Here is a 25,545-nt window from a genome sequence, read left to right on the forward strand (position 1 = left end):
CTGTTTAAGTTTAGCTAAATTAAAGCTACAAATGTGGAATCAAAAAGGCAAAAAAACGATTCCATATAAGCTATTAAGCCCCAACAAACTCCGCAATGTTTTTTAAGATTCCATCAATTAAAATCTCCTTACTCTCTTCATAACCCCACGCATTATGTGGTGTTAGCACGAGTTTATCAGCGATTTCTTTATCAAGCAGTGGATGATTTTGCACCATTGGTTCTTTTATAAACACATCAAATCCTGCACAAATTTCACGTTTTTTAAGCTCTTGTGCTAGTTCTTCTTCATTAACAATTCCACCACGTCCAACATTTATCAAAATTGCTCCCTCTTGCAAAAGCCCTAAATTCCCCGCATTAATTAAATTTTGTGTGCTAGGATTAAGTGGCGCGTGGATAGAAATGATTTGTGATTCTTTTAAAAGTGCTTCTAATTCTTTCCTAGGATAGCTTGGATTTGCATTCTTTCCACTCGTGGAGAAATAACTCACTTTTGCTCCAAACGCACTTGCAAGCTTTGCTACGCATTGTCCGATATTTCCAAAGCCAATGATTCCCCACTGCTTATTTTGGATAAGGTTTAGCGGATAAGAGAGATTTGTAAATAATGGATTTTGCGCATATTCACCACTTTTGCAATATTTATCATAAAAGGGCAGTTTTGCACTCAAAGCCAATGCCATCATTAGCGTGTGTTGTGCCACGCTTTGTGTAGAATATCCTGCAACATTTTTAACCACGATTCCAAACTTGTTAGCAGCTTCTAAATCTACATTATTCATTCCTGTTGCTGTGATACACACAAGCTTTAAAGTCCCCTTTAACTCTGCTAAAATCCCACTATCTAACACAACTTTATTTGTCAGAATAATCTCTGCTCCTTTACAACGTTCAAGCGTCTCTTTAAGTGCTGTCATTGGGTATTCTATGTAACTAAAATGTGGATTAATAGCTTCTAATCGCTCTTTTAAAGAATTTTTTCCGAGCGTTAAACTATCTAAAAATACGATTCTTGTGTTTTTCTTTTGCATTTACAAACCTTTTAGCTTTTAGTTATAATTTTAACCATTCTATCACAAAAGAGGCAAAATGCATAACCATTCTAAAATTGTTTCCATTCTCTTAGATTCTCTCCCTTACATTCGCCTTTTTCGTGGCTCAAAAATCGTTATCAAATACGGCGGTGCTGCGCAAATTAACCCAAAGTTAAAAGAGCAATTTGCCATTGATATTGTCATGCTCTATATGCTAGGAATTAAACCTATCATCGTACATGGTGGTGGTAAGCGTATTAACGAACTCCTTGATGCGCTAAAGATTCAAAGTGAGTTTGTTAATGGACTACGTGTAACAAGCATTGATGCACTAAAAATTGTTGAAATGGTGCTAAGTGGTGAGATTAATAAAGAAATCACAGCATTTTTAAACTTTCATGGTGTTAATGCACTTGGGATTAGTGGCAAGGACGCATCGCTTTTTCAAGCCATTCCAAAAGAGAATGGAAAATACGGCTACACAGGAGAGATTACCCAAACTAATAGTGAGGTAATTAACAATCTCTTAGCACAAAATCTTGTCCCTGTAATTGCCCCTATTGCTTGTGGCGATGAGGCAGGACACCCCGGATTTAATATCAATGCAGATTCTGCTGCAAGTGCCATTGCAATCGCAACAGGTGCAAAACGTGCAATTTTTCTAACCGACACCAAAGGTGTGCTAGATAAAAATGGTGAAATTATAGAGTCTCTAAACATCTCCCAAACGCAAGATCTCTATGCGGACAAAACAATTAGTGGCGGAATGATTCCAAAGGTTGAAGCCTGTTTGGATTGTGTGAAAAGTGGTGTAGAAAAGGCGCACATCATTGATGGTAGAATTCCACATTCCTTGCTTTTAGAACTTTTTACGAGTGCGGGAATTGGAACAGAATTTACAGCACAATAAGATACAAAATTTAAAACAGATTCTAATATATTTAAACAAGTTAGAATCTAAATTTTAAAACTTTTGCATTTTACTTTAAAAATTACTTTCTGTAACAAATCTAAAAGCTAAACAATAAAAACACAATCAAAACTTACTTAAGCTTTTAGCATATGAGCAAATAATGGTCTAAATTTTTTTAGCTTTCAAATATGCTCTTTTGGGAGCGGGATAGCCTTCAATCGTCTTTTCTCCTGTGCAATCTAAAAAATTTTCTAGAGATTCTCCACTACTCCAAGCAGTTTTGCGCTGTTCATCAAAGGCAGTTTTAAGTGTGCTAATATGCAACACTTCCTTAAATCCACAAGATTCTAACCAATTTATAAAAGTGAGCAATGTTGGGATAAAATATACATTTGGCATTTTTGCATACCGCTCTTTTGGACAAAGTGCGATTTCCTCTTCTCCCTCAATAATTAAGCTATCAAACACTGCTTCACCGCCCTTTTTAAGTGCGTTATAGACTAATTTTATAGAATCTAGCGGGTTTTTTCTATGATAGAGTACACCAAGACATAGCATAGTATCAAAGGAATTTGTAAAATATCCTAACTCTTCAATCCCTAAAAGCTCAAAGTTTAAACGCATATCCTTAGCAAAAAATTGCAAAAACCTGTATTGCAAAAAACAAAGTGGCATAGGGTCAAACCCTAAAATTTGCTTAGGATTTTGTTCTAAACTTCTAAACATATAATACCCATTGTTGCAACCTACATCTCCTAAAATCTTGTTTTCTAAATCCAAATGTGATGCAAGTAAATTGTATTTTATCGCACTATTCCACTCACTAACAATTTCTAAGTCATTGATTTTAAAAGGACCTTTACGCCAAGGAATAAGTGCTTTAGCTACCTCAAAAATTAAAGTAAAAGATTCTGCACTAATGTGTGGAATCTCTATGCTAATGCAATCTCTATATTCAACCTTAATATGTGTTAATTCATGCCTTGGAATTCTATTTAAAGATTCCAACTTTTCTTGCAAGGGTAAAATATGTTTAAAACGCAATGCGCGATTCCGCACAGCTCTTATTTCTTCTAAACCCTGTGTTACCAAACTTCCTGCTCTTGGCTCTGTTTTAAAACTTTATCTTTGTAGATAATATTATCAGGACACACTTCATGGTATTTTCCCTCTGCATCATAATAGTAACTTTTCTCGTCCCAATAAGAATTAGAAATACCACAAGAATTTTGATAAAAACACCCACTAAAACTCATCACAATAAAAAGAGAAAAAAGACTTGTTTTAATCCACATATTCTGCCTTTTGATTTTATGAAAGTGTATAACGCAAATGCTTAAGAGTTAGAATCCAATGGTAAATTATTTAAACAAAAAGTAAAAATATAAAACAATGGAATCTTAAAGATGAGATTTTAGAGAGCTTTGTTACTTTGTTTCTTATTCCTTTAAATTTTGCCCATCAATTCTTTTTTGCAAAAACAAAAATAACCTGTTGGGAGATTCCTTTTATGCGTTTTATAGATATTTAAAACATAAGATTCGGATAAAAACAAATTGAATAATTCCTCTTGCCTTAGACGATTCCTAACCCAAATCTTATTATCAATACCACTTACATTAGTGAAGTTATAACTACACAAAATCAACTTGGGAGAAAGCTTACAAATCCTCTCTATAAATTTTGGCAAATCCCAAATATATTCAAACAAGCCCGCACAAACAATCAGCGTAAAAGAACCCTTAGAAAAATAAGGAAATTCTCCCTGATTAAAATCACAGAGGATATTATCCTTATGATGAGGATACAAATCTACCCCTGTATAAGAAGGATTGCAATGATTTTCTCTCAATACTTCTCTAAAATACTGCACACCACAACCCAAATCCAACACAGATTCTAAACTCTCCCTCGCTTCAGGTGAGAGCAAATCTAATAGAATCTGTGCTCTTTGTTTAAATTCTAAATCATACTTAAAATCTTGTTTCCATAAATTGATATCATTAGAAATACTTTTTGTTTCTAAATTATAATTTATGCCCCCCCCCCGCTAGAACTTTCATCAAAATTTTTTGCTTTAAATTCTGCAATTCTCATTCTAATTTGTAAAAGTTGCTGTTCCTCAATCTTTTCACCCATTTCTTTTTGGATACTCAATCTTAAATTCTCTAGCATATCTTTTTTAAGGGATTCTATCTCTAAAGATTTGGGATTAAAATCAATTAAGCCAGCCTTTAATTCCTCTAAAGTCCAGATTCTTAAAATCCCACTCACAGCAGAAAATCTTTGTTTATTTTCTTCGTTTTTTGCGATTAAAACTACCGGAATCCCCATTGCTACACAAGGAGCAGCACAATGAAGTGCGCAGGTAATGACAAGTTTTGCTTCTTTTTTATAAGTTTCAAGTAAATTTTGCGTTTGGGATTCAAAATTTAAATTTTGATGTTTTGTCTCTACATATTGTTGATTAATTTGTATTGCGTTTTTGGAAAGATTTTGTGGAATGTATCGCAAATCTTTTTCAGAAATCCCCACTAGAAAAACTTTATTTGCTTCTACATTTGCCTCTCTTCTAGGTAATGTCAAAGTCAAACAACGTGAAAAATAAGCCTTAAGCCCTTTATTTTGACAGAATTGCAAAGTCCATAAATCCCTACAACCGATTTCTTTGTTTTTAAAATAAAAAGGATAATAAGCAATAAAGTATTCTAAAAATTTATGAATCTCTGAAGTAAAATGTGTCCCGACAAAAATAGGTAAAGTTTGGTTATTGGGAATAAAATGGTTAGAATGCGCGAACCAACCCTGCATAATAACAGGAGTTAGCCCCCCCCCCGCACAGAAACTAGTAAGAGAATCTCTATCGTGAGTTTGAAAAGTCGCATTAGGAAAAAGAGTTGTAAGGGCGTTTTTAACTGCAAGAGTTTGGACATAATCACCTAAATTTGTTTGATTAACTCTAAAAATATGTGATTCATAATTAAAAAGTAAAAAATGATTTTTTATAGGTTTATTATCATTAGGAATCACAAAATTTCTTAAAGAAAGCATTTGATTTTCAATAAATTGTTTTAGAAATTTTTCTTCTTGCTCTGCAAATTTTTTATTCAATGTCTTTCTAAAAATTAGCATAATTTTCCTTTGAATTTTAATTGACTAGGCATTGTGTCTAGATTATATCACCTTTTGTTCTTTTTTCTGAATTAAACGAATAATATTAGGAATATGTTTATAAAAGATAATGCACATCATTAAAACCAAAGGAGTATGGGTTGTGATATGTGGAATCTCTGGATGCAAAAAGAAGCTAGAACCTATACCACAAACTACACCAAAAAGCGAAGCTAAAGAGGAGATTTTTAAAAATTTTCCCACTAAAAACCAAACGATTAAGCCCAGAATTGCTTCAAATGGTAAAAATACAGCGACAACACCAACTGTTGTTGCAACTCCCTTGCCCCCTTCAAATTTCAAAAATGGACTAAAACAATGCCCAACCACAGCCAAAAATGCAAGCATCCATTGTGCTTCATAACTAAGCCCTACAAGTTTTGCAATTCCAATAATGACTACACCTTTTAGCGCATCACTTAGCATCGTAAGAACTGCAACTTTCTTAGCAAGTTTTGGATTACTCTGTTTTAATGCACGTAAAACATTAGTTGCACCAATGCTACCGCTTCCTACTTCTCTAACATCTACACCACCTAAATATTTTCCATACAATAAACCAAATGGAATTCCACCTACTAAATAAGTTAGAGTGTAGAAGATTCCATTAATACTTGTAAAAAAATCAATAATCCCTGCTAAAATATACATTAAGATTCCTAGTTACACATCTAAGTGCTTTACATCTTTTGCATGGGCTTGGATATATTCACGACGTGGTTCTACCTCATCTCCCATAAAAAGTGAAAATACATCACTTGCAGTGTTATCATCTTCAATCTCCACGCGGATTAATCGGCGATTTTCTGGTGTCATTGTAGTTTCCCATAATTGTTCAGGATTCATCTCTCCTAAACCTTTATAACGTTGAATATAAGCACCTTTTTTACTACTTTCTTCAATACGTTCTAGCATTGTAATAGGGTCTTCTCCTTTTAAAAATGTTAAATCTCTCTCTTGCATTTTTTCATATACATAACGTGCTTCTTCAAAAAGTGGATGTAAAAAAAGTTCATCATCAATTTTAATATCTACAAGTCCAGAATCTGTTTGCACATATAAATGGATTCTTTCCTCATCAACATAGGAGTTTAGGATATTAAAATTAAATGTAGCAATTTTTTTCTCAATGGATTTAATTAACACATCATTTTTTTGTCCGATTAAATCAGGATTTTCAATTAAAAATTTTACAATTTCAATAAGTGAAAAACGTTTTTTAAGGTTCTGTAATGTTGTGCGATAATGCGCTGTAATTTTGAAAAATTCCATTAAATCTTTATTTCCGATTCCACTAAATTCAAAGTTTTCCATTCCATTTTCAATTAAATACTCACTCAAGGCTTTTTCATCTTTTAGATAAATTTCTTTTTTACCCTTTTTAAAACGATAAAGTGGAGGTTGAGCAATATACAAATATCCTGCTTCAATGATACCTTTTAAATAACGAAAAAAGAAAGTCATTAAAAGTGTTTGGATATGACTTCCATCAACGTCTGCATCAGTCATTATAATGATTTTGTTATATCTTGCTTTCTCTATATCAAATTCCTCTCCGATTCCACAACCAAGAGCAGTGATAAGATTTTTAATTTCTTCACTTTTTAAAATCTTATCAAGTCGAGATTTTTCTACATTTAAAATCTTCCCACGCAAAGGTAAAATTGCTTGATAAACCCTATCACGACCTTGTTTTGCTGAACCTCCAGCGGAATCACCCTCTACTAAATACAATTCGCTAATACTTGGGTCTTTACTTTGACAATCTGCTAATTTTCCCGGCAATGTCCCTACACTAAAAGATTCCTTTTTGCGTGTAAGTTCTCTCGCCTTTTTTGCTGCTTCCCTGCCTCTTGCAGCAAGTAAAGCTTTTTGCATAATAACTTTAGCTTCATTTGGATTTTCTTCAAAGTATTTTGAAATTTTTTCGTAAGTAAGTTTTTGCACAATTGGTTTTACAAAAGTGCTTCCAAGCTTACCTTTGGTTTGTCCCACAAATTGTGGATCAATCACTCTTACAGAAACGATTGCAACAAGCCCTTCTCTAATATCATCTCCTGTGATTTTAGAATCTTTTTCCCTAGTATTTGCATTTGCTTCAATATAATTTATAATTGTTCTTGTAAGTCCTGCTCTAAATCCTGCTTCATGTGTCCCACCATCACTTGTATTAATATTATTCACAAAACTTAGCACTTTTTCGTCAAAACCTTCATTATAAGTCAGCGCAATTTCAACTTCTACACCCTCATCTTTACCTTCAAAGTCTAAAATATTAACAATAGCTGGCTTTTTATTAATGTCTGTAATAAATTGTGATAAGCCCCCATCAAAATGATAAGTTTCGTTAAATCCATCACGTTCATCAGTAAAATGAATTGTAATTTGGCGATTTAAATATGCAAGTTCTTTAAAACGTTTTTTTAAAATTTCTTTGTCAAATTCTACCACTTCAAAAATTGTAGAATCTGGGATAAATTCAATAGTTGTTCCATTTTCTTCCGTATCCCCGATAATTTCTAAATTATTTTGTGGAATTCCTTGTGCAAAATCTTGACGATAGATTTTACTATTTTTATAAATTGACATTTGCAAAAAGGATGATAAAGCATTCACAACAGACACCCCAACACCATGCAAACCACCAGAAAAAACTTTTTGGTCAAATTTTCCTCCGGCATGGAGGACGGTCAATGCAACAGTTGCAGCTGGAATATTTTCTGTTGGGTGCATATCAACTGGGATTCCACGTCCATTATCTGTAATTCTTGCACCACCTTCTTTAGTTAAAATTACATCAATTTTGGTGCAATATCCTGCCATTGCCTCATCAATACAATTATCTACGACTTCATAAATTAAGTGATGCAAACCATTAATACTTGTATCACCAATATACATTCCCGGACGTTTTCTAACAGCTTCTAAACCCTTTAAAACCTTAATGCTTTGGCCGGTGTATTCTAAATCTTCCATATATTCCCTTAAATAATAATTGGCATAACAACTGTTGAAAAATTCCCACTTTTTAGAACAAATGGAGCATTCTTGCCATTTAAAGACCAAGTAAAAGTTGCTGTGTCAATTTGTGTCAGAAAATCTAAAATATGACGAGAATTTATACCAATTTCAATTTCTTCATTAATTGGGAGTTCAATTTCAATTTGTGTTTTTGCTTCAGAATTATCTTGACTTAGAGATTCAAATAAAATTTCATGCGCTCTAAATGTAATTTTTACATCATTAGTTACAGAGTTAATGACTTTTACCCCTTCAATAATATTGGATTTTGGAATGTTGAGTTCAATTTGCATTTCTTTTGGTAAAATTTTCTCATAGTCAGGAAATTTTCCATTAATGAGATAACAGAAAAAAATGTAATTTTGTGATTTAATAACAACATTTTTTTCATTATAAAATAATTCAACATTATCAAAAAAAAGTCTTTGAATCTCTGTAATTGCTTTTCTTGGGAATATTAAGGAGAGATTTTTACCAGAAGGCTTATCAAATTTAACCATTGCAAGACGTTTTGTATCTGTGGCAACGAAATTATAAGAGTATTCTTTAATATCTAAAAGTGCGCCGTTTAATTCGCGTTTTTGATTATTCATATCAATAACTGGAAAGATTTTTTTCATTGAGGTGATAAGTTCTAATGAGTTGATTTCTAGTTTAGGTAAATTTTCAAATTCTGGAAAAGTTGGAAATTCTTGTGCATTAAACATTGGGAGTTTAAAAGAACTTTTGTTTTGTTTAATATGGAGATTTTCATTATTTGTGTAAAGATTCACATCTCCTTCTTTTAAGCGTTTAATGATGTCTAAAATTTGCTTTCCATTAACTGTTGCGATTCCTTCTTCTTTAATATTTAAAGAATCCGTAATTGCACAAAGTCCCATTTCAAAATCTGTGGCTTTTGTGATGAGTTGATTATTTCTAGTTTCTAGGTAAATGTGAGAAGTAATTTGACTAGAATCTTTTTTGTCTAAAAAGGGTTGTAGAGATGTAAAGATATTATCCAACACACTATTTGGAATTGTAATATTCATAAAAGCTCCTTAATTATTTTTAAAATTTTAGAAGTATTAGTAGAGTAGTTGAATTGTTGAATAACTGCTAAAGACTTCTAAAATTAGGGTTTTTTGCCGTGTGTAAATGCTATTTGGAATTTCACATTAATGCACAATTTTAGCAAAATTTTGTTTGTATGGTCTTTAAAGAAGTTATTTTATCTTATTTTTGATTTCTTCAATGATAGTTTTAAAATTTTGATTTTCATTGATTTCATTTTGGATGCTTTTCATTGCTTTACTTACTGTGCTGTGGTCTTTCATCCCGAAGAAATTTGCAAGATATGGCATAGAATTTGGTGTGAGTGTACGTGCTAGATAAATTACAATTTTACGTGCGGTTACAATGTTTTTAGAGCGACTTTTGCTTTTAATATCAGAGGGCTTGAGATTATAATATCTTGAGACTGTTTCAATAATAGAATCCATATCTACGTTTTCTTTAGATTCTTTAATATATTCTTTTAGAATATCTTTGATAAACTCAAGGCTGATTTCTTGGATATTTGTAACATTCATTGAAAAATTGAGTTTAACTAAAACACCTTCAATTTCGCGGATATTATCATTAATATTTGCTGCAATAAAGTTAATAATTGCGTCATTTAAATGGATTCCGTCTAATTCACATTTTGCGCGAATAATATTGATTTTTGTTTCAAGTTCTGGAGGTTGAATATCTGCAAGAAGTCCAGAAGTAAAACGTGTTTTTAAACGTTCTTCTAAACCATTCATGTCTTTTGGAGGGCGGTCAGAAGTAAGCACAATTTGTTTATTATTTTCTTTGAGTTCATTAAAGGTATGAAAAAATTCTTCTTGAATTTGGTCTTTACCACTTAAGAATTGAATATCATCAATGAGTAGATAATCACAAGCACGGTATTTTTCACGAAATCGTTCCATTGTGTTATTACGAATATGGAATAAAAAATCGTTTAGAAATTGCTCACTTGTGGTATAAATGACATTTTTTCCAACACTAACATTAGCATTACCAATGGCATTTAATAAATGTGTTTTTCCAAGTCCTGTATTTCCATAAATTACAAGAGGATTGTAACTTGTGCTTTGATTTTGTGCCACAGCTTTTGCAACATTAAATGCAAAAGTGTTAGAATTTCCCACCACAAAAGAAGCAAAAGTAAAAGAGGGATTGAGATTTGAAGCAGTATTTTGCTTACGAATGTTAGGTTTATTTTCTTTTTTCTTATTAGGATTTAAAACTTCTATAATCACTTCTGGTTTAAAGCCATTATGCGCTTCAAAGAGATGTGCAATTTTATTAGCATACTTAGTTTTTATCCAGCTAGCAACAAAAATATTAGGGGCATTTAACACAATTCTATCATCACGGGAATATTTTTCATTATACGATAATTGGCTAATATAATTGTCAAATTCAAAGGGCGTAAGTTCGTTTTTTAATTGTAAAAGGATTGAATGCAAGGGATTCTCCAAAGTTATTCACAGAATGTGAAAAAGATGTGAATAAATCTTGGAATTTTAGCAAATTTTTTCATTTAATTTATAAAAATAGATAACTTTAGTAGAATCCTAAAATTATTTTTGGATTAGGAGAGTGATGAATATTTTAGGAATTGACCCAGGAAGTAGAAATTGTGGTTATGCAATTATAAAATTAGAAAATGGTGCAATTTCCTTGATTGAAGCGGGATTAATTAAAATTAAAGAGAGGGTTTTGCAAGACCAAATTGTAGAGTTTGTAGAAGGGATTGATTTGGTATTAAAACAACATAAAATTAATAGCGTTGCTATTGAAGATATGTTTTATGCGTATAATCCAAAAAGCGTGATAAAGTTAGCACAATTTAGGGGGGCTTTAAGCCTCAAAATTTTACAAGAGCTTGGAAATTTTGCTGAATACACTCCTTTACAAGTAAAAAAAGCACTTACAGGTAATGGAAAAGCGGCAAAAGAGCAAGTTGCATTTATGGTGAAACGTTTGCTTGGAATAAAGGGTGAGATAAAACCTCTTGATATTACCGATGCAATCGCCATTGCTGTCACGCATGCACAACGACTTAAACTTCAAAAAGGATAAAAATGCAAATAGAATTGTTATCTTATACAGATTTAAATATCTGTTCACATGCAATTAGAACTTGTTGGCAAAGCTTTGAAAAAGGAGATAATGGGGGAGAAAAAGATAAAGAATTAATTGATAGAGTGGGAAATAAACTTAAACACGCTTCTACTTTGGAACATTTAAATTATTCTTTTTATATTCAAGGTATCAGTCGTGCGTGTTTGCAAGAATTAGCAAGGCATAGAATGGCTTCACTTAGTGTAAAATCTAGTCGTTACACGTTAAAAGAGCTTAAGGAGATGGAATCCTTTTTTCCACTTTGTGAAGAAAATTTTACAAGAGCAGGAGAATTTTTAGTATTTACAAGTAATCAAGCTGTGAATGAAGCTTCTATCTACGCATTAGAAAATTTAAGAAAATTGCTTGTGGCAAATATTAGTAATGATTTAGCAAAATTTGCAATGCCAGAATCCTATAAAACAGAGCTTACTTGGAGTATTAATGCAAGAAGTTTGCAAAATTTTTTAGCATTGCGTAGTTCAAAAGTTGCACTTTGGGAGATTAGAGAATTAGCTTTTAATATTTTTAATGCATTGCCACAAGAACACCAGTTTATTTTTAGTGATTTGCTAAGTAATGCTTGAATTTTTAAATCTGCTTAAAAATGGAATTCCACTTGATTTTAAACTTGCGGAATCTTTTTTACAATTCCTAGAATCTTTGCGTTCCCTCAATGTGCTTGATGTGCGTAAAGGTTGTTATGTGCTAAAAAAGCAATTTTGCATTGGCAAAATTGATATTGCAAAAGAAGGATATGGTTTTGTGATTCCATTGCCAAAGGAAAGGGCGGTGCGTGATTGGCTTGTAGAAAAAAAACTGCTAAAAGGCGCCCAAAAAGATGATATTGTGTTAGCTAAAATGCTAAATAAAAAACATAATGTGCGCATTTATGCAAAAGTTATCCAAATCTTAGAAACAAAAGAAAGTAGTGTGCTTTGCTATTTAGAGAAGTATAAGCTTGATTGTATGGCAATTTCAATTCCTAATGAGATTCCTTATAAAATTAAAGCCTCCCAAAAGTCGTTAAAAACATTACCTACAAATACGATTCTAAAAATAAATCCCAAAAATGGTGAAATTTTAGAGATTTTAGGAGCACTTAGTGATTCTAAAATGGACGAGAATATTACCTTAAGCCTTTATAATAGGCAAGAATCTTTCAGTCTGCAAGCACAACTTCAAGCGAATAGTTTTAAAGCTGTGCGTTTAAAGGATTTTAAAGAAAGGGTAGATTGCACACATTTACCCTTTTGCGTTATTGATCCTATGGGAGCGAAAGATCATGATGATGCAATTTTTTATGATAGTGAAAATTCTATGCTTTATGTCGCTATTGCAGATGTCAGCTATTATGTTTCAAAGGATTCTGCTCTTGATATTGAAGCAAAGGCAAGAGGTTTTAGTGTGTATTTTCCGCACAAATCTATCCCCATGTTGCCTAGAATTTTAAGTGAAAATCTCTGCGCATTGAGCGAAGGAGATTTGCGTTTAGCAATGGTTTGGAAAATCCGCTTACATAAGCGCACCAAAGCAGTATTAAATAGTGAGCTTTTTGAAGCTGTGGTAAAAGTGCGTCAAAAACTCACTTATGAAGATGTTGATGCACTTTTAGATTCCAAAGATAGCAAGGCAGTAAAAGCAAGTATAAAACCAATGCTTTTTGCACTCAATGCCTTAACACAAAAATTGCGTCAAAAGCGGTTAAAAAGCGGATTTGATTTTTTAGGTGATGATAGCGTGATGGAGCTAGATAAAAATCTAGAACTAAAAGATACTAAGATGAAATCCCAAACACAAAGCCATCAACTTGTAGAAGAGTGTATGTTGCTTGCAAATATACAAAGCGCACTATTACAGAGCAAACAAAGCACACAAGGAGATGAGCAGTTAAAATTAGGAATCTATCGTGTGCATAATGCACCAAAACAAGAGAATATTGAGGATTTATTCGCTGAATTTAGACTACTTGGAATTTATAAAAAAAATAAGATTCCAAAAAACATTAGAGAATTTCATAATGCTATTTTAGAAATCCAAGCTTTAACACAACATTCTAATATGGCAGTAGAAGTAGATAAGCTTATCATTCGTTCAATGCAACAAGCGTTTTATGCAAGTCATAATATCGGACATTTTGGACTAGGATTTGAAGCATATAGTCATTTTACTTCACCCATTCGCCGTTATAGTGATTTGCTTTTACACAGAATTCTAAAAGCTAAAATTCAATTAAATCAAGAATCTTTGGAATCCTTACCTCAAATTTGTGAAGATTTGAGTCAAAAAGAACGTGAAGTGGCAAAAATAGAAATGGATTTTAAAGACCGCAAATTCGCACGTTATCTAAATAAAAAAATTGGACAAGCATATTTAGGTGTAATTATTAATGACAAAAGCCCAGAGTTAATTGCTCTAACCACTCCACCTTTACAGGGTGCACGTGTTGTATGTTTAAAAGGCACAGGAGTGAAATACCAAAAAGTGCGTGTGCAAATTATTGATGTTAATCTTGCCACAGCAAAAGTCTATGGTAGAATCTTAGAATGCTTTAATGAAAGGTTTGGAATCCAAAATGAACAAATCTCTAAATATCTTTTTATAAAAACGCATCAAAAGGCACAGAATGTGCGCAAAAGAGCAAAACTAAATGCTAAGAAAATGGATAAAAATATTAAAAGAAGCACTAAAGCAACAAACCTTAAAAGTGTAAATTATAAGCCGCGCCATAAGCGTAAAGGGAAATAATGTATAAAAAAGAATTAGACACAAAACTTGCCAAAAATATACCGATTCGTGCGATTTTTCTTTATGGGGCGGATGCATTTTTAATCGGATATTATGGCGAGAAAATTGCTAAAATTGCTCTTGATAGAGGTTGTGAGAAAAATAGCTTTCATTTTAATGCCTTTGATTTTCAAAATGCACTAAATTGCTTCCTGCAAGGCTCACTTTTTGGTAATGAAGCACTTGTTTGGATAAAAGTGGATAAAAAGATTCCAAAAAAACAGCTTGATTCCCTTGTGGAAGCTTTGCTTAAAAATGGCAATGGAACTTTAATTTTGGAATTTTATCAAGCGGAGAATAAAACGAGCGTAGAATATATGGCAGATGCAAGGACTATGGTTGGGAGTTTTGGGGCAAGTTTAGCAAAACATGGTGTGTTTGAAGTGCGCTTTTTTGTTCCTAATCTTTATGAAGCAATGCCAATTTTACAGGAATACGCAAGAGAATTACAAATTAAAATTCCTGATTTTCTACTCCATAAAATTTTTGAACAACAAAATCTTGATTTAGGACTAAGTATTGCAGAACTTCGTAAATACGGAATCTTTGAACAAGAAATTACTGCAGAAATGATTGAAAGTTTAGGTTATGGATTAGGCAGTGTTGAGGTTGATGAGATTTTAGAATTATTGCTTCTTAAAAAACCCTATTTTATGAAACTTTCACAATTTATAGAACAAGGCTTTGATGAAAATCAGCTTGTAAGGGCAGTGCAAAAATATTTTTTTACACTTTTTTTGCTAACAAGTCATATTCGTTTAAAAGGTGATTCTAATCTCTCCGAAGCGTTAGGTTATAATCCACCAAAGGCAATCTTAGATAGAAAGAAAGCCTTTGCAACTACAATTAAAGAAACACAATATGAGTCGATTTTTTTTGTTTTAAATACTTGGAGAGAGGAATTGTTTAAAGGAATAAATCGTGGTAATGGTTTTCTAAGTGCTTTAATAAAAATTCAAGCAATTTTAAGATAGAATAAACGCCTTTACATTTTGTAAAAAAATTGTAAAAAACCTATAAAATCCTTGCTCTTTTGTTAGATGAAATTGTAAAGCAAAAGGGCAAAATCCATAAGGAGACTATATGCGTTTTTATGAAACAATGTTTGTGGTAAAACCCACTTTAACACAAGAAGAAATCACCCAAAAGATTGATTTTTACAAAGTCGCAATTCTCAACAATGGTGGCGAAATTAGCGCGACTTTAGATATGGGAATGCGCAACCTTGCTTATGAAATCAAGAAAAATAAACGTGGATATTATTTTGTGATTTATTTTAAAGCAGAGCCAAAGCTTGTTTTAGAGCTAGAGCGCTTATACCGCATTAACGAAGAGATTTTGCGTTTTATTGTGATTAAATACGAGAGTAAAAAAGAGCAAAAAGCATGGGAAACATTAGTAGATCGTGCAATTAATAATAAAAAATCAGCACCATTAAAAGAAGTTGAGGACAAATCACAAGGCGCTTAAATCTAAAGGAATATTAGATGTTTAACAAAATCATTCTAGTTGGAAACTTAACACGTGATGTTGAGTTGCGTTACTTGACAAATGGGAGTGCATTAGCAAAATTAGGACTTGCCACAAATCGCCGTTATAAAAAACAAGATGGCTCACAAGGTGAAGAAGTGTGTTTTGTAGATGTGAATCTCTTTGGACGCACGGCTGAAGTGGCTAATCAGTATTTAAGACGTGGTTCTCAAGTATTGATTGAGGGGCGTTTGGTGCTAGAGAGTTGGACAGATAATAACGGACAAAAGCGTAGCAAACATAGTATTACAGCAGAAAGTATGCAAATGTTAGGTTCAAAAGGGGAAGGTGGAATCCAAAATGGTGGTTATAGCCCAAGCAATTATCAAGAGGATTATGAACAAGTGGGCGTTAGCGGAAATTATGGTGTAAATAACAATGGCGGTACCAACCAAAATAGCCACAATAATCAAAACGCTTATAGTGGTTATGATAGTCAGCCAAGCTATCAAAAACCAAAGGCACAAAAACCACCAAAAGAAAATGAGATTCCAGTGATTGATATTGATGATGAAGAAATACCATTTTAAAGGAACATTATGGCAGAGAAAAAAAGATATTCAAAGAGATATTGTCGTTACACAGAGGCGAAGATCGAATTTATTGACTACAAAGATGTGGATATGTTAAAGCATTCACTTTCAGAGCGCTACAAGATTATGCCCCGTCGTTTGACAGGTAACTCAAAAAAATGGCAAGAACGTGTGGAGGTTGCAATTAAACGCGCAAGGCACATGGCGTTGATTCCATACATTGTAGATCGTAAAAAAGTAGTGGAGAATCCTTTTAAAATCTAAAATTACTATTTAGATTTTCTCTCCATTTGGGGGAGACTCTTTCATTAATCCATTTATATTAATAATGCTACTAGATTAATCAGATTTCAAATTTTTTAAAAATTTAAATACTTTTTCTTTATAATAAACAGATAATTAGTTCTAAAATAAGAAAGGCGGAAAGATGTCGGTATTTATGATACTTTCAACGCTGTTTGCCGTTGTGGTTGTAGCATATTATATTCTAAAAAAATATAATCCTATTTTTGTTTTTTTATTTTCTGGGATATTAATCCTTGTTTTTGCATTTTATTTTCTAGGTGTGCCTATACCAAAAGCTCCTCTTAGAGAGAGTGCAAATTTTTTAGATGTGGTGCTTGATAGCTTTGCCTTTATCACAGTAACTTTTAAAACACAGCTTGCTGGTGTCGGTCTCATCATTATGAGTGTGGCGGGATTTGCAGCTTATATGAAGCATATTAATGCTTCTGCAAAGCTTGCCTTTTTAGCCAATAAGCCACTTGGAAAGATTAAAAATAAATATTTAATCTTAAGTGGAACTTTTGTTGTGGGAATGGCTTTAAAAATTGTGATTTCAAGTTATGCTGGATTACTTTTATTGCTACTTACTTGTATTTATCCTGTTTTAATCGCTCTTAAAATTCGCTCTATCACTGCTGTTTGTGTTCTATCTTTAATCGCTCTTGATTATGGACCAAAAGATGGAAACTTTATTAATATGGCAGATATGGTGGGGCAGAAAGATAATGTTGTTGGACTTTTCTTAAATTATCAAATTTGGAGTGTTGTTGCCTATGTGGTAGTGATTGCAGTTTTGATTCCGCTTTATTTTGCAGGGGTGGATAGGAGAGATAGGCTTAAGGGTGTGCTTTGTGATGAAGCAGAGACACCAGAGATTATAGATCCAAAATGTCCAACACTTTATATCTTATTTCCTTGGCTACCTGTGGTGTTTTTGTTTAGTGCATATTTCTTAAACATTAAATTAGATGTGGTAACGGCAAATTTTGTGAGTATTGCCCTTGTATTTGTTATAGAATTTATTAGACATAGGGATGGCAAGAAGCTAGGCGAAGATATGGTTGTGATTTTAAAGGCTATGGCAGAGATTTTCATTAGTGTTGTTAGCATTATTATTGCAGCGAGTGTGTTTGCAGAAGGGATTAAGGCTCTTGGTGGAGTTGGAATCTTGGCAAATGCGGTGTCTTCACTTGGTAAAGAGGGAGAATTTGCAACAGTGGCTGTATTTGTTAGTATTACTCTGCTTAGTTTCTTAGTATACGGATTTGCAGTGATTATGGGAAGTGGGATTGCTGCATTTAATGCTTTTGGAAGATTAGCTCCTGATATTGCCACAAGACTTGGAATCGCACCTATTACTTTAGTGCTACCTATAGAAATTGCTTCTTGTTTAGGGCGAGCAGCTTCTCCTATTGCTGGAGGAATTCTAGCTCTTGCCGGATTTGCAAAAGTTTCCCCCGTAGAAATTATCAAGCGCACAACTCCTTTACTACTTATTGCAATGGCAGTAAATATCTTAGTTGCTTTCTATCTGGCTAAGGTAAATCCGCTTCCACAGCAAACACAGCCTAGTGTGCAAATGGAGAAACAAGTTAAATAGTTAAAACCGATTCCAACTCTACTGAATTTTTCTTAAAAGTTCCGCAAGAGTGGCAGAATCCAAATCCCCTAACTTACCCTTTTGTGCCATTTCTTGAATACTTTTTTCAAGTTCCAAACTCTCTTGAAAACTAAGCTCTGGAATCTTGTCTAAAGAGCTAAGTGCAGAGTTTTGACTCTGTAAATATTCTAAAAGCACTTTAGCCCCCTCATCTGTTTTATTAAATAAATTTTTGATTCCAAATTGATTTCCCATTGCACTTTGTGTATTTAGAAAGTTTCCGGGCGTCTTGTATTTACCTAGTAAATTTTGATTAGGATGCACTTTTTGCGGTGTTATACTCTGTATTTTTGGGGGTGGATTATGAGAAGTTATGGAATCATTTTTGTCTTGCACATTTGGTTTTTGTATGTTTTGTAAAATAGGTTTTTGTGTCGCTTGAGTATTGATTTTAAATGCCATTTTTGGAATCCTTTTTAAGCCTTAAAGTCTTTTATAATCGCACATAAAGAATCTAAGATATATAAGGCTTCATCTTTGGTTAGGATATAAGGAGGCATTAGGTAAATGGTATTACCAAGTGGGCGCAGTAGTAACCCTTTCTCTAAACCTTTATTAAAGACTTCTAAGCCCTTGCGCTCCCTTTCAAATCCTATTAAATCAAAAGCAAAAACCATTCCTTGATAGCGTAAATTCCCTATGCAGTTAAATTCTCTTAAAATCTGCATTTTCTCCCAAATGAATGTGGATAATTCTGCATTTTTTGCAATTACGTCATCGCGTTCAAAAATATCCAAAACTGCATTAGCACACGCACAAGCTAGTGCGTTTCCAGTGTAAGAGTGTGAGTGTAAAAAGGCTTTGTTTTCTGCATAAGGTGCGTAGAATAAATCATAAATTGCATTGCTTGTTACAAGCACAGAGAGAGGCAAGTATCCTCCTGTGATTCCTTTGCTAAGGCATAAAAAATCTGGCACAACACCACATTGCTCATAGGCAAACATACTGCCTGTGCGCCCAAATCCTACCGCAATTTCATCAAAAATCACATACACACCAAAGCTATGGCACAGCTTTACAGCTTCTTTTACAAAGCGAGGGCTATACATATTCATATTTCCAGCACATTGAATAAGGGGCTCTAGCACAAAGGCAATAATAGAATCTTTTTGCGTAGTTAGTAAGATTTTCAAGGCTTCTAAAGAGGCATCAATATCCTCTCCCACAGGAGCCTTAATTTTCAAAGTTTCTAGTAAAATAGGTGCATAAACTTCTGTATAAATTCCAATATCTCCAACACTTAAAGCCCCAATAGTCTCGCCATGATAAGCATTCTCTAGACATAAAAATTTGTTTTTTTTCTCTCCTTTGAGAGTGCTTGCATGAAATGCCATTTTAAGCGCGACTTCAATTGCGCTTGAGCCATTGTCTGCATAAAAACATTTGCCAAAGTTGGAATCCAAAAGCCCTAAAAGACGTCTTGATAAATCAATAATTGGCTTATGCGTAAAGCCTGCAAAAATGATGTGTTCTAAAGAGTCCAGTTGCTCTTTGAGTTTTGCATTAATATAAGGATTACAATGCCCAAAGAGATTCACCCACCAACTAGAAATACAATCCAAATATGCTTTCTCTTCAAAGTCATAAAGATATACACCTTGTGCGCGTTTGATTGGAATAAGGGGAATGTTGTTTTCGTGGTCGTGCATTTGTGTGCAGGGATGCCAAATGCATGATAAATCAAGTTCTTTTAGCATTTTGGATTCCATATTTTGCCCTTTATTAAGTTTTTGTTATTTTACTCCTTATAAAGGATAAATTGAAGCACAAAAATAATAAATTGCGCTAAAATCGTAAAAATAAATTAAGAGAATTAACTCAAGGGTAAGTTATGCAGAAAATGGCAATTTTTGGTGCAGGCGGACATGGTGTGGTGGTGGCAGATGTTTTAGAAGCGCTTAAAATCCCTTATCTTGTGATTGATGATGCGCCAATACCAAAGCAATTAAATGGAATCTCAGCCATTACAAAGTCGGACTTTTTAGCTCTTAGAGATGCAAAAGAGCATGGCGTGGTTTTAGCCATTGGAAATAATGCTGTGCGCAAAAATCTTTATGAATTTTTTATGCAAAATGACTTTTGCTTACCATCTATTATCCATCCTAGTGCTATAATCTCAAAAACTGCAAAGATTGCTAATGCTGTTGTGGTGATGTCAAATGCTGTTGTTAATGCGCGTACTCAAGTTAGCGCAGGGGCAATCCTCAACACTGCAAGTGTTGTAGAACATGACTGTCATGTGGGTGCATTTGCACATATTGCACCTAATGCAACACTCTGTGGAGGTGTTAGTATCGGTGCTTTGACGCACATTGGTGCAGGTAGTGTTGTAATTGAGGGCAAAAGCGTTGGTGAGCATTGTGTTATCGGTGCGGGTAGCGTTGTTATAAATCCAATTCCATCTTTTAAAAGAGTTGTTGGTAATCCAGCAAAGAGAGAAGTCTAAAAGGAGAAGTAATGGCGTTTAAAATCTTTTTGTCTCCACCGCAAATATGCGGACAGGAACAACGTTATGTAAGTGATGTGTTTAAAAGCAATTATATTGCCCCACTTGGTGCATTTGTCAATCGTTTTGAAGAAGATATTAAAGCTTATACGCGCTCTCCAAATGCTCTTGCGCTAAATGCTGGCACAGCTGCATTGCATCTTGCTTTAAGAGTGAGTGGAATTAGGAAAGGCGATATTGTCCTAGCAAGTAGCTTCACATTTATTGGCTCTATTGATGCAATCTTGTATCAAGGGGCAATCCCCGTGTTTATTGATAGCGATTTGGATTCTTGGAATTTAGATCCTAAATTATTGCTTAGTGCGATAAATGCGCTTCCAAAAAAGCCAAAAGCACTGATTTTAACACATTTGTATGGGCAGTGCGCAAAGGTTTATGAGATTATGGAGATTTGCAAGGAACATGGAATCTTGCTTATTGAAGATGCGGCAGAATCTTTAGGAGCATTTTATGATGGGAGGCATAGTGGAAGTTTTGGGGAGTTTAGCGCACTTTCTTTTAATGGAAACAAAATTATTACTTGTGGGGGTGGCGGAATGTTGCTTGGAAAGGATAAAGAAAAGATGGAGAAGGCACGTTTTTATTCCACACAAGCAAGGGAGAATTTACCTTATTATGAGCATTTAGATTATGGCTATAACTATCGCTTAAGCAATGTTTGCGCAGCAATTGGTGTTGGGCAGCTAGAGCAAATTGAGCAAAAAGTAGCAAAAAGACGTGAGATTTTTAAATGGTATAAGGAATCCTTATCACAGATTGAACACAAGCTAGAGTTTATGCCTGAGATTCCAAATTCTAGGGGAAACCGCTGGTTAAGCACTTTGCGCTTTTTGGATTATAAAATTAATCCTTTAGCTTTAGTGAATTATCTTGCAAAAGAGGGGATAGAATCACGTCCATTGTGGAAACCAATGCATTTGCAACCATTATTTAGAGATTCTAAATCTTTTGTGAATGGTGTGAGTCAAAAACTCTTTGAGAGTGGAATCTGTTTGCCAAGTGGTGGTGCGCTAGAGAAAAACGATATTGATTTGATTTCTAGTTTAATTTTGGATTTTATAAAGAGTTGTTAAGTGTTTAAATCTTCCCTTTTTCGTCCAAGCAATACGAAACGTATTACATTTTTTGTGTTTATTGATATTGTTGTTTCGTATTTTACGTTGATTTTGTCTTACGATTTGCGCTTTAGCTTTCAAGTTCCTTTGGAGTTTAGTGCAGACGTGATGTTTGTTTTTTGTGCGTTAATTGCGCTAAAGGTGCTTTGTCTTGGGTTATTTAAGCTTTATTTGGTGCCGTGGCGCTTCTTTGGACTTTTAGAAGCACTAAGGCTGTTTTATGCGCATGCTCTAGCATATGGAATATTTTGCGGAATCGCATTTTTAGATGTTTTTGGGGATTTTCCACTAAGTGTAATTGGAATAGACTTTGTCATTTCTAGCATTTTAATTGGGGCAATTAGAATCTCAAAGCGCATTTATTTAGAAAACTCTCCTAAAAACTCACCAAAACCTGCCGTTATTTTTGGGGCAAATACGCAAACACCAACACTAATTAAAGCCGCGCTTAACAGCGAGATTCCTTTTTATCCTTTAGCAATTATTGAGGATGATTCAAAGGCAATTGGAAGCTACATTTCAAACTTAAAAGTCTATCCTAGTAGCGCACTAAAAGAGCTCATGTTAAAGCACAAAATCAAAAGTGCGATTCTAACGCGTGATTACGCAAAACCACCACTTAAAGATCTCTTTGATGCACTTACAAAACTTGGCATTGAAGAGATAAAAATTGCTACAATGCTAAAAGATGAGCAAGAAAGCTTAAAAGATATTTCTATTGAGGACTTGCTAAGTCGCCCAATTAAGGATTTAGATAAGGAGGCAATTGGAGCATTTTTAAAAGATAAAAAGATTCTAATTACAGGTGCTGGAGGGAGCATTGGCAGTGAGATTGTGCGTCAGTGTGCGGACTTTGGAGCTAGGCGTTTGGTGCTTGTGGAGCATAGTGAGTTTAATTTGTATATGATTTTAGAAGAGTTAAACCAAAAATATCCACAAAATGCTACAACTCTTTTTCGTCCCTGCTTACTTAGCGTCCTAGAAAAAGAGAGCCTTTTGTCTCTTATTAAAGAAGAAACACCAGATATTATCGTGCATGCAGCAGCTTATAAGCATGTGCCATTATGTGAATATAATCAAAAGAGTGCAATTGAAAACAATATCATAGGAAGTAAAAATGTGCTTGATTGTGCTATTGAAGCAAATGTGTCAAAGATTGTGATAATTTCCACAGATAAGGCGGTGCGCCCTACAAATGTAATGGGTGCAACAAAACGTGTTGTGGAGCTGTATGCGCAAAATGTGGAATCTAAAAATAGTGAAATTGTGGCAGTGCGTTTTGGTAATGTGTTAGGAAGTAGCGGTTCTGTTGTGCCAAAGTTTAAAGCACAAATCCAAAGCGGTGGTCCTATAACAGTTACGCACCCAGATATTACGCGCTATTTTATGTTAATCCCAGAGGCATGTCAGCTTGTATTGCAAGCGGGGGCGATTGCTAAAGGTGGTGAGATTTTTATTTTAGATATGGGTGAGCCCGTGAAAATTGTGGATTTAGCAAAGAATATGTTGCGCCTATATGATAAGGAACATGAAATTGCCATTGAATTTAGTGGGTTGCGTCCAGGAGAGAAGCTTTATGAGGAGTTGTTAATCGGGGAGAGTGAGAGAAAAACGAAATATCCATCTATCCAAGTAGCGCACCCAACACATTATGATATCAACAAATTAAACAACGACATTGCCGAGCTTTTAACGACAAAAGATAGAATTGCAAAGCTTAAAGAAATCGTTGTGGAGTTTAATCACAATGCTAGATGAGAAGTTAGAATCTAAAATAGCACAAAAAACAGAAACACAAGGGCAAAAGTGCATTGTTTTAGTTGTGTCTTCTTTACGAATGGGTGGAGCGGAGAAAGTAGCAAGCTTCCTAGCAAACGCCTTCTCTGGTGTGTATAAAGTTGTGCTAGTGCTTTGGAACAAAGAGGAGCAGTTTTATGCGTTAGATTCTAGAATTAAAGTAGAGGTTATCTCTAGCAAATATTATGGAATTTTAGGAAATATAAAGAGAGTTAAGGCTCTTGCAAAGCTTTTTAAGGAGCAAAATGCAAGCCTTGTGATTAGCTTTATCCATCAAACCAATATTTTAGCAATTCTTGCAAGTCAATTTAGAAGAATTCCAATTATTGCCACAGAGCATAGTATTTATACAAGCTTAAGTGGTGTGTGGAGTTATTTGCGCCTTTTGACATATCCTTATGCTACATGCATAACAACACTAACACATAAGGACTTACGCCATTATGGGAGCTTAAAAAATGTGCGCGTAATGCCAAACCCTATCTCTGTCAAAAAATGTGATTCTAACAATTGCGAGATTTTTAAACCCTATGTGTTAAGTGTTGGACGAATGATAAAAAGTAAGCATTTTGATGAGCTTTTGTCAGCATTTAAAATTTTTTCTGCTAAGCATCCAGAATTTACCTTATTGCTTATTGGAGATGGTGATGAGTATGAAAGATTAAAGAAACAAGCACAAGAATTAGGAATCAAAGTTGTGTTTTTGGGGAGATTAGAGAATCTCTACAATGCGTATATTAATGCGGAATTTTTTGCACTCTCAAGTCATAAAGAGGGCTTGAGCAATGTATTAATAGAGGCTTTGCTTTGCGGAATCCCTGTTGTCAGCTATGACTGCCCTTATGGACCAAATGAGATTATAGAAGACAATGGCTATCTTGTGGAACTAGGGAATGTAGAATCTCTAGCGGAGCATTTTGAAAAAGTTTTAGAAAATAAGGAAATTTTAATAAAAAATACACTTAAAATTAAAAAGCGCTTTGATGAGAAAGTTGTGCTTGAAAAATGGCACGCTTTGGTAAAGGAATTTATCGTCTAATACACAAAAGAATTGACCCAAAAATAATTAAAAATGCCCCAAAATACTGCAAAGCACTAAGAGTATCTCCCAAAATCCAAATAGATAATACCACAGCAACAAGCGGTTCAATCATTCCTAAAATTGCGGTTTTTGTAATTCCAATTTTTGGCATTCCTAGATAATATGCAACCATTGCAAAAAGTGTGGAAAAAATCGTTAGCGCAAGCAAGGCGAATATTCCAATAAATGGAATCTCAAAAAGATTTGGCATAGTCTCGTGCGCCCTTAGCATACTAAGAAACATTGCAATAGAGGAGAAAAAGCATACATAAAAGCTTGCAACTAGAAAGTGGCAGTTACGCGTAATGCTTTGACTAAAGATGACATAGAGTCCATAAAAAAGAGCACCAATTAAGGAGAGTGTAACACCTAAATGGTTAAGCGTAATATCCTTTGGAATCTGTAAAATTACTACAAGTCCAATAATGCAAAGCACAAGAGCAAGGAGTGTTTTTAGTTGGATTTTTTCTTTAAAAAACATAAGGGCGACAAGTGTAACAATTACGGGATAAATGTGGTAGAGCATTACAGAGAGTGCTGTTTGGATATAGCGTAGGGAGTCCAAATAGGCAAAAGATTGGACAGAATATAGGATTCCACCTAGGAATAAAAATTCTAAAATCTTGCGTTTGGGCAATAGAATCGGAATTTTTTCAAAGCGCGAAAGGAGAAAAAGCAAAGCGCTTGCACACGCAAAACGGAAGAAAAGAATAAAGTCTGTTGTAAGTTCGCTATTTTGCCCAAGAACTGTCCAAATAGGCATAAACCCATATGCAACGCTTGCACTAACCATCCAAAGCGCACCGATTTGCTCCTTGCTCAACACTTCTCTCCAACCTTTCTAAACACAGAATCTTAACACCCCCCTATTTAATCTACCCTTAAGCTTATCTAGATATAATTCCACTTCCTTTTTTGCACTAAATTTTAAATCCCTTAAATTAGCATTTGCGT

General features: G+C 34.1%; 25 protein-coding genes. 13 read left to right on the forward strand and 12 right to left on the reverse strand.

Features of this window, described 5'->3' with window-relative positions; all coding sequences use genetic code 11:
• Positions 1 to 73 precede the first annotated feature (73 nt).
• Positions 74 to 1,033 (reverse strand): D-2-hydroxyacid dehydrogenase, encoded by a 960-nt coding sequence (locus K4G57_RS08240; protein WP_221532305.1) that lies wholly within the window; start codon positions 1,031 to 1,033, stop codon positions 74 to 76.
• A gap of 58 nt (positions 1,034 to 1,091) precedes the next feature.
• Between K4G57_RS08240 and argB the strand changes: the two genes are divergently transcribed.
• On the forward strand, positions 1,092 to 1,946 hold the full coding sequence (argB, locus tag K4G57_RS08245; protein ID WP_221532306.1) for an acetylglutamate kinase: 855 nt from the start codon (positions 1,092 to 1,094) through the stop codon (positions 1,944 to 1,946).
• A 168-nt stretch (positions 1,947 to 2,114) separates the two neighbouring features.
• On the opposite strand, the gene cmoB is transcribed toward argB, so the two are convergent.
• From cmoB to dnaA, 8 genes are all read right to left on the reverse strand, one after another.
• A complete protein-coding gene (gene cmoB / locus K4G57_RS08250; RefSeq protein ID WP_221532307.1) occupies positions 2,115 to 3,041 on the reverse strand; it encodes a tRNA 5-methoxyuridine(34)/uridine 5-oxyacetic acid(34) synthase CmoB in 927 nt (308 codons plus the stop codon).
• Positions 3,035 to 3,244 (reverse strand): hypothetical protein, encoded by a 210-nt coding sequence (locus tag K4G57_RS08255; RefSeq protein WP_221532333.1) that lies wholly within the window; start codon positions 3,242 to 3,244, stop codon positions 3,035 to 3,037. Before K4G57_RS08255 ends, cmoB begins: the two co-directional genes overlap by 7 nt.
• Positions 3,245 to 3,396: 152 nt before the next feature.
• Positions 3,397 to 3,879, reverse strand: coding sequence for a methyltransferase domain-containing protein (locus K4G57_RS08260; protein WP_221561833.1), 483 nt, complete (start codon positions 3,877 to 3,879; stop codon positions 3,397 to 3,399).
• 104 nt (positions 3,880 to 3,983) lie between these two features.
• Positions 3,984 to 5,081, reverse strand: a complete 1,098-nt coding sequence (locus tag K4G57_RS08265; protein ID WP_221561834.1) for a polysaccharide pyruvyl transferase family protein — start codon at positions 5,079 to 5,081, stop codon at positions 3,984 to 3,986.
• A 42-nt stretch (positions 5,082 to 5,123) separates the two neighbouring features.
• Positions 5,124 to 5,771 carry a glycerol-3-phosphate 1-O-acyltransferase PlsY gene (plsY, locus tag K4G57_RS08270; RefSeq protein WP_221532309.1) on the reverse strand — a complete coding sequence of 216 codons (648 nt, stop codon included), beginning with the start codon at positions 5,769 to 5,771 and terminating at the stop codon, positions 5,124 to 5,126.
• A 12-nt stretch (positions 5,772 to 5,783) separates the two neighbouring features.
• Positions 5,784 to 8,096, reverse strand: coding sequence for a DNA topoisomerase (ATP-hydrolyzing) subunit B (gyrB, locus tag K4G57_RS08275; RefSeq protein ID WP_221532310.1), 2,313 nt, complete (start codon positions 8,094 to 8,096; stop codon positions 5,784 to 5,786).
• 8 nt (positions 8,097 to 8,104) lie between these two features.
• A complete protein-coding gene (gene dnaN / locus K4G57_RS08280) occupies positions 8,105 to 9,172 on the reverse strand; it encodes a DNA polymerase III subunit beta (protein WP_221532311.1) in 1,068 nt (355 codons plus the stop codon).
• Between the two features lie 174 nt (positions 9,173 to 9,346).
• Positions 9,347 to 10,639 (reverse strand): chromosomal replication initiator protein DnaA, encoded by a 1,293-nt coding sequence (gene dnaA / locus K4G57_RS08285; RefSeq protein WP_221532312.1) that lies wholly within the window; start codon positions 10,637 to 10,639, stop codon positions 9,347 to 9,349.
• A 136-nt stretch (positions 10,640 to 10,775) separates the two neighbouring features.
• On the opposite strand from dnaA, the gene ruvC reads away from it, so the two are divergent.
• From ruvC to dcuC, 8 genes are all read left to right on the forward strand, one after another.
• On the forward strand, positions 10,776 to 11,255 hold the full coding sequence (gene ruvC / locus K4G57_RS08290) for a crossover junction endodeoxyribonuclease RuvC (RefSeq protein ID WP_221532313.1): 480 nt from the start codon (positions 10,776 to 10,778) through the stop codon (positions 11,253 to 11,255).
• A 2-nt stretch (positions 11,256 to 11,257) separates the two neighbouring features.
• On the forward strand, positions 11,258 to 11,884 hold the full coding sequence (thyX, locus tag K4G57_RS08295; protein ID WP_221532314.1) for an FAD-dependent thymidylate synthase: 627 nt from the start codon (positions 11,258 to 11,260) through the stop codon (positions 11,882 to 11,884).
• Positions 11,877 to 14,045, forward strand: a complete 2,169-nt coding sequence (locus K4G57_RS08300; RefSeq protein WP_221532315.1) for an RNB domain-containing ribonuclease — start codon at positions 11,877 to 11,879, stop codon at positions 14,043 to 14,045. Before thyX ends, K4G57_RS08300 begins: the two co-directional genes overlap by 8 nt.
• Entirely contained in the window at positions 14,045 to 15,058 is a 1,014-nt protein-coding gene (locus K4G57_RS08305) for a DNA polymerase III subunit delta (protein ID WP_221532316.1), read from the forward strand. Before K4G57_RS08300 ends, K4G57_RS08305 begins: the two co-directional genes overlap by 1 nt.
• A gap of 109 nt (positions 15,059 to 15,167) precedes the next feature.
• The gene (gene rpsF, locus K4G57_RS08310) at positions 15,168 to 15,554 is read left to right on the forward strand and encodes a 30S ribosomal protein S6 (protein WP_221532317.1); all 387 of its coding nucleotides are present in this window, start codon (positions 15,168 to 15,170) and stop codon (positions 15,552 to 15,554) included.
• Positions 15,555 to 15,571: 17 nt separating this feature from the next.
• Positions 15,572 to 16,144: a single-stranded DNA-binding protein gene (locus K4G57_RS08315; RefSeq protein ID WP_221532318.1), complete on the forward strand. Its 573-nt coding sequence runs from the start codon at positions 15,572 to 15,574 to the stop codon at positions 16,142 to 16,144.
• Positions 16,145 to 16,153: 9 nt separating this feature from the next.
• On the forward strand, positions 16,154 to 16,411 hold the full coding sequence (gene rpsR / locus K4G57_RS08320) for a 30S ribosomal protein S18 (RefSeq protein ID WP_034291136.1): 258 nt from the start codon (positions 16,154 to 16,156) through the stop codon (positions 16,409 to 16,411).
• A 163-nt stretch (positions 16,412 to 16,574) separates the two neighbouring features.
• On the forward strand, positions 16,575 to 18,032 hold the full coding sequence (gene dcuC, locus K4G57_RS08325) for a C4-dicarboxylate transporter DcuC (RefSeq protein ID WP_221532319.1): 1,458 nt from the start codon (positions 16,575 to 16,577) through the stop codon (positions 18,030 to 18,032).
• Between the two features lie 18 nt (positions 18,033 to 18,050).
• On the opposite strand, the gene K4G57_RS08330 is transcribed toward dcuC, so the two are convergent.
• Positions 18,051 to 18,494, reverse strand: a complete 444-nt coding sequence (locus tag K4G57_RS08330; protein ID WP_221532320.1) for a hypothetical protein — start codon at positions 18,492 to 18,494, stop codon at positions 18,051 to 18,053.
• Positions 18,495 to 18,508: 14 nt separating this feature from the next.
• Positions 18,509 to 19,801 (reverse strand): adenosylmethionine--8-amino-7-oxononanoate transaminase, encoded by a 1,293-nt coding sequence (locus K4G57_RS08335; protein WP_221532321.1) that lies wholly within the window; start codon positions 19,799 to 19,801, stop codon positions 18,509 to 18,511.
• A 122-nt stretch (positions 19,802 to 19,923) separates the two neighbouring features.
• Between K4G57_RS08335 and K4G57_RS08340 the strand changes: the two genes are divergently transcribed.
• From K4G57_RS08340 to K4G57_RS08355, 4 genes are read left to right on the forward strand one after another with little or no spacing between them, the layout of a single operon-like run.
• Positions 19,924 to 20,538 carry an acetyltransferase gene (locus K4G57_RS08340; protein ID WP_221532322.1) on the forward strand — a complete coding sequence of 205 codons (615 nt, stop codon included), beginning with the start codon at positions 19,924 to 19,926 and terminating at the stop codon, positions 20,536 to 20,538.
• 11 nt (positions 20,539 to 20,549) lie between these two features.
• Positions 20,550 to 21,671, forward strand: coding sequence for an aminotransferase class V-fold PLP-dependent enzyme (locus K4G57_RS08345; RefSeq protein ID WP_221532323.1), 1,122 nt, complete (start codon positions 20,550 to 20,552; stop codon positions 21,669 to 21,671).
• Entirely contained in the window at positions 21,672 to 23,471 is a 1,800-nt protein-coding gene (pglF, locus tag K4G57_RS08350; RefSeq protein WP_221532324.1) for a polysaccharide biosynthesis protein, read from the forward strand.
• Positions 23,443 to 24,549: a glycosyltransferase gene (locus K4G57_RS08355; RefSeq protein ID WP_236033250.1), complete on the forward strand. Its 1,107-nt coding sequence runs from the start codon at positions 23,443 to 23,445 to the stop codon at positions 24,547 to 24,549. Before pglF ends, K4G57_RS08355 begins: the two co-directional genes overlap by 29 nt.
• On the opposite strand, the gene K4G57_RS08360 is transcribed toward K4G57_RS08355, so the two are convergent.
• Positions 24,539 to 25,417 (reverse strand): DMT family transporter, encoded by an 879-nt coding sequence (locus K4G57_RS08360; RefSeq protein ID WP_346727938.1) that lies wholly within the window; start codon positions 25,415 to 25,417, stop codon positions 24,539 to 24,541. The two genes, K4G57_RS08355 and K4G57_RS08360, sit on opposite strands and share 11 nt — an antisense overlap.
• Between the last annotated feature and the right edge of the window lie 128 nt (positions 25,418 to 25,545).

It is taken from the genome of Helicobacter turcicus (assembly GCF_019711685.1).
In the GTDB taxonomy this organism is placed as follows: domain Bacteria; phylum Campylobacterota; class Campylobacteria; order Campylobacterales; family Helicobacteraceae; genus Helicobacter_D; species Helicobacter_D turcicus.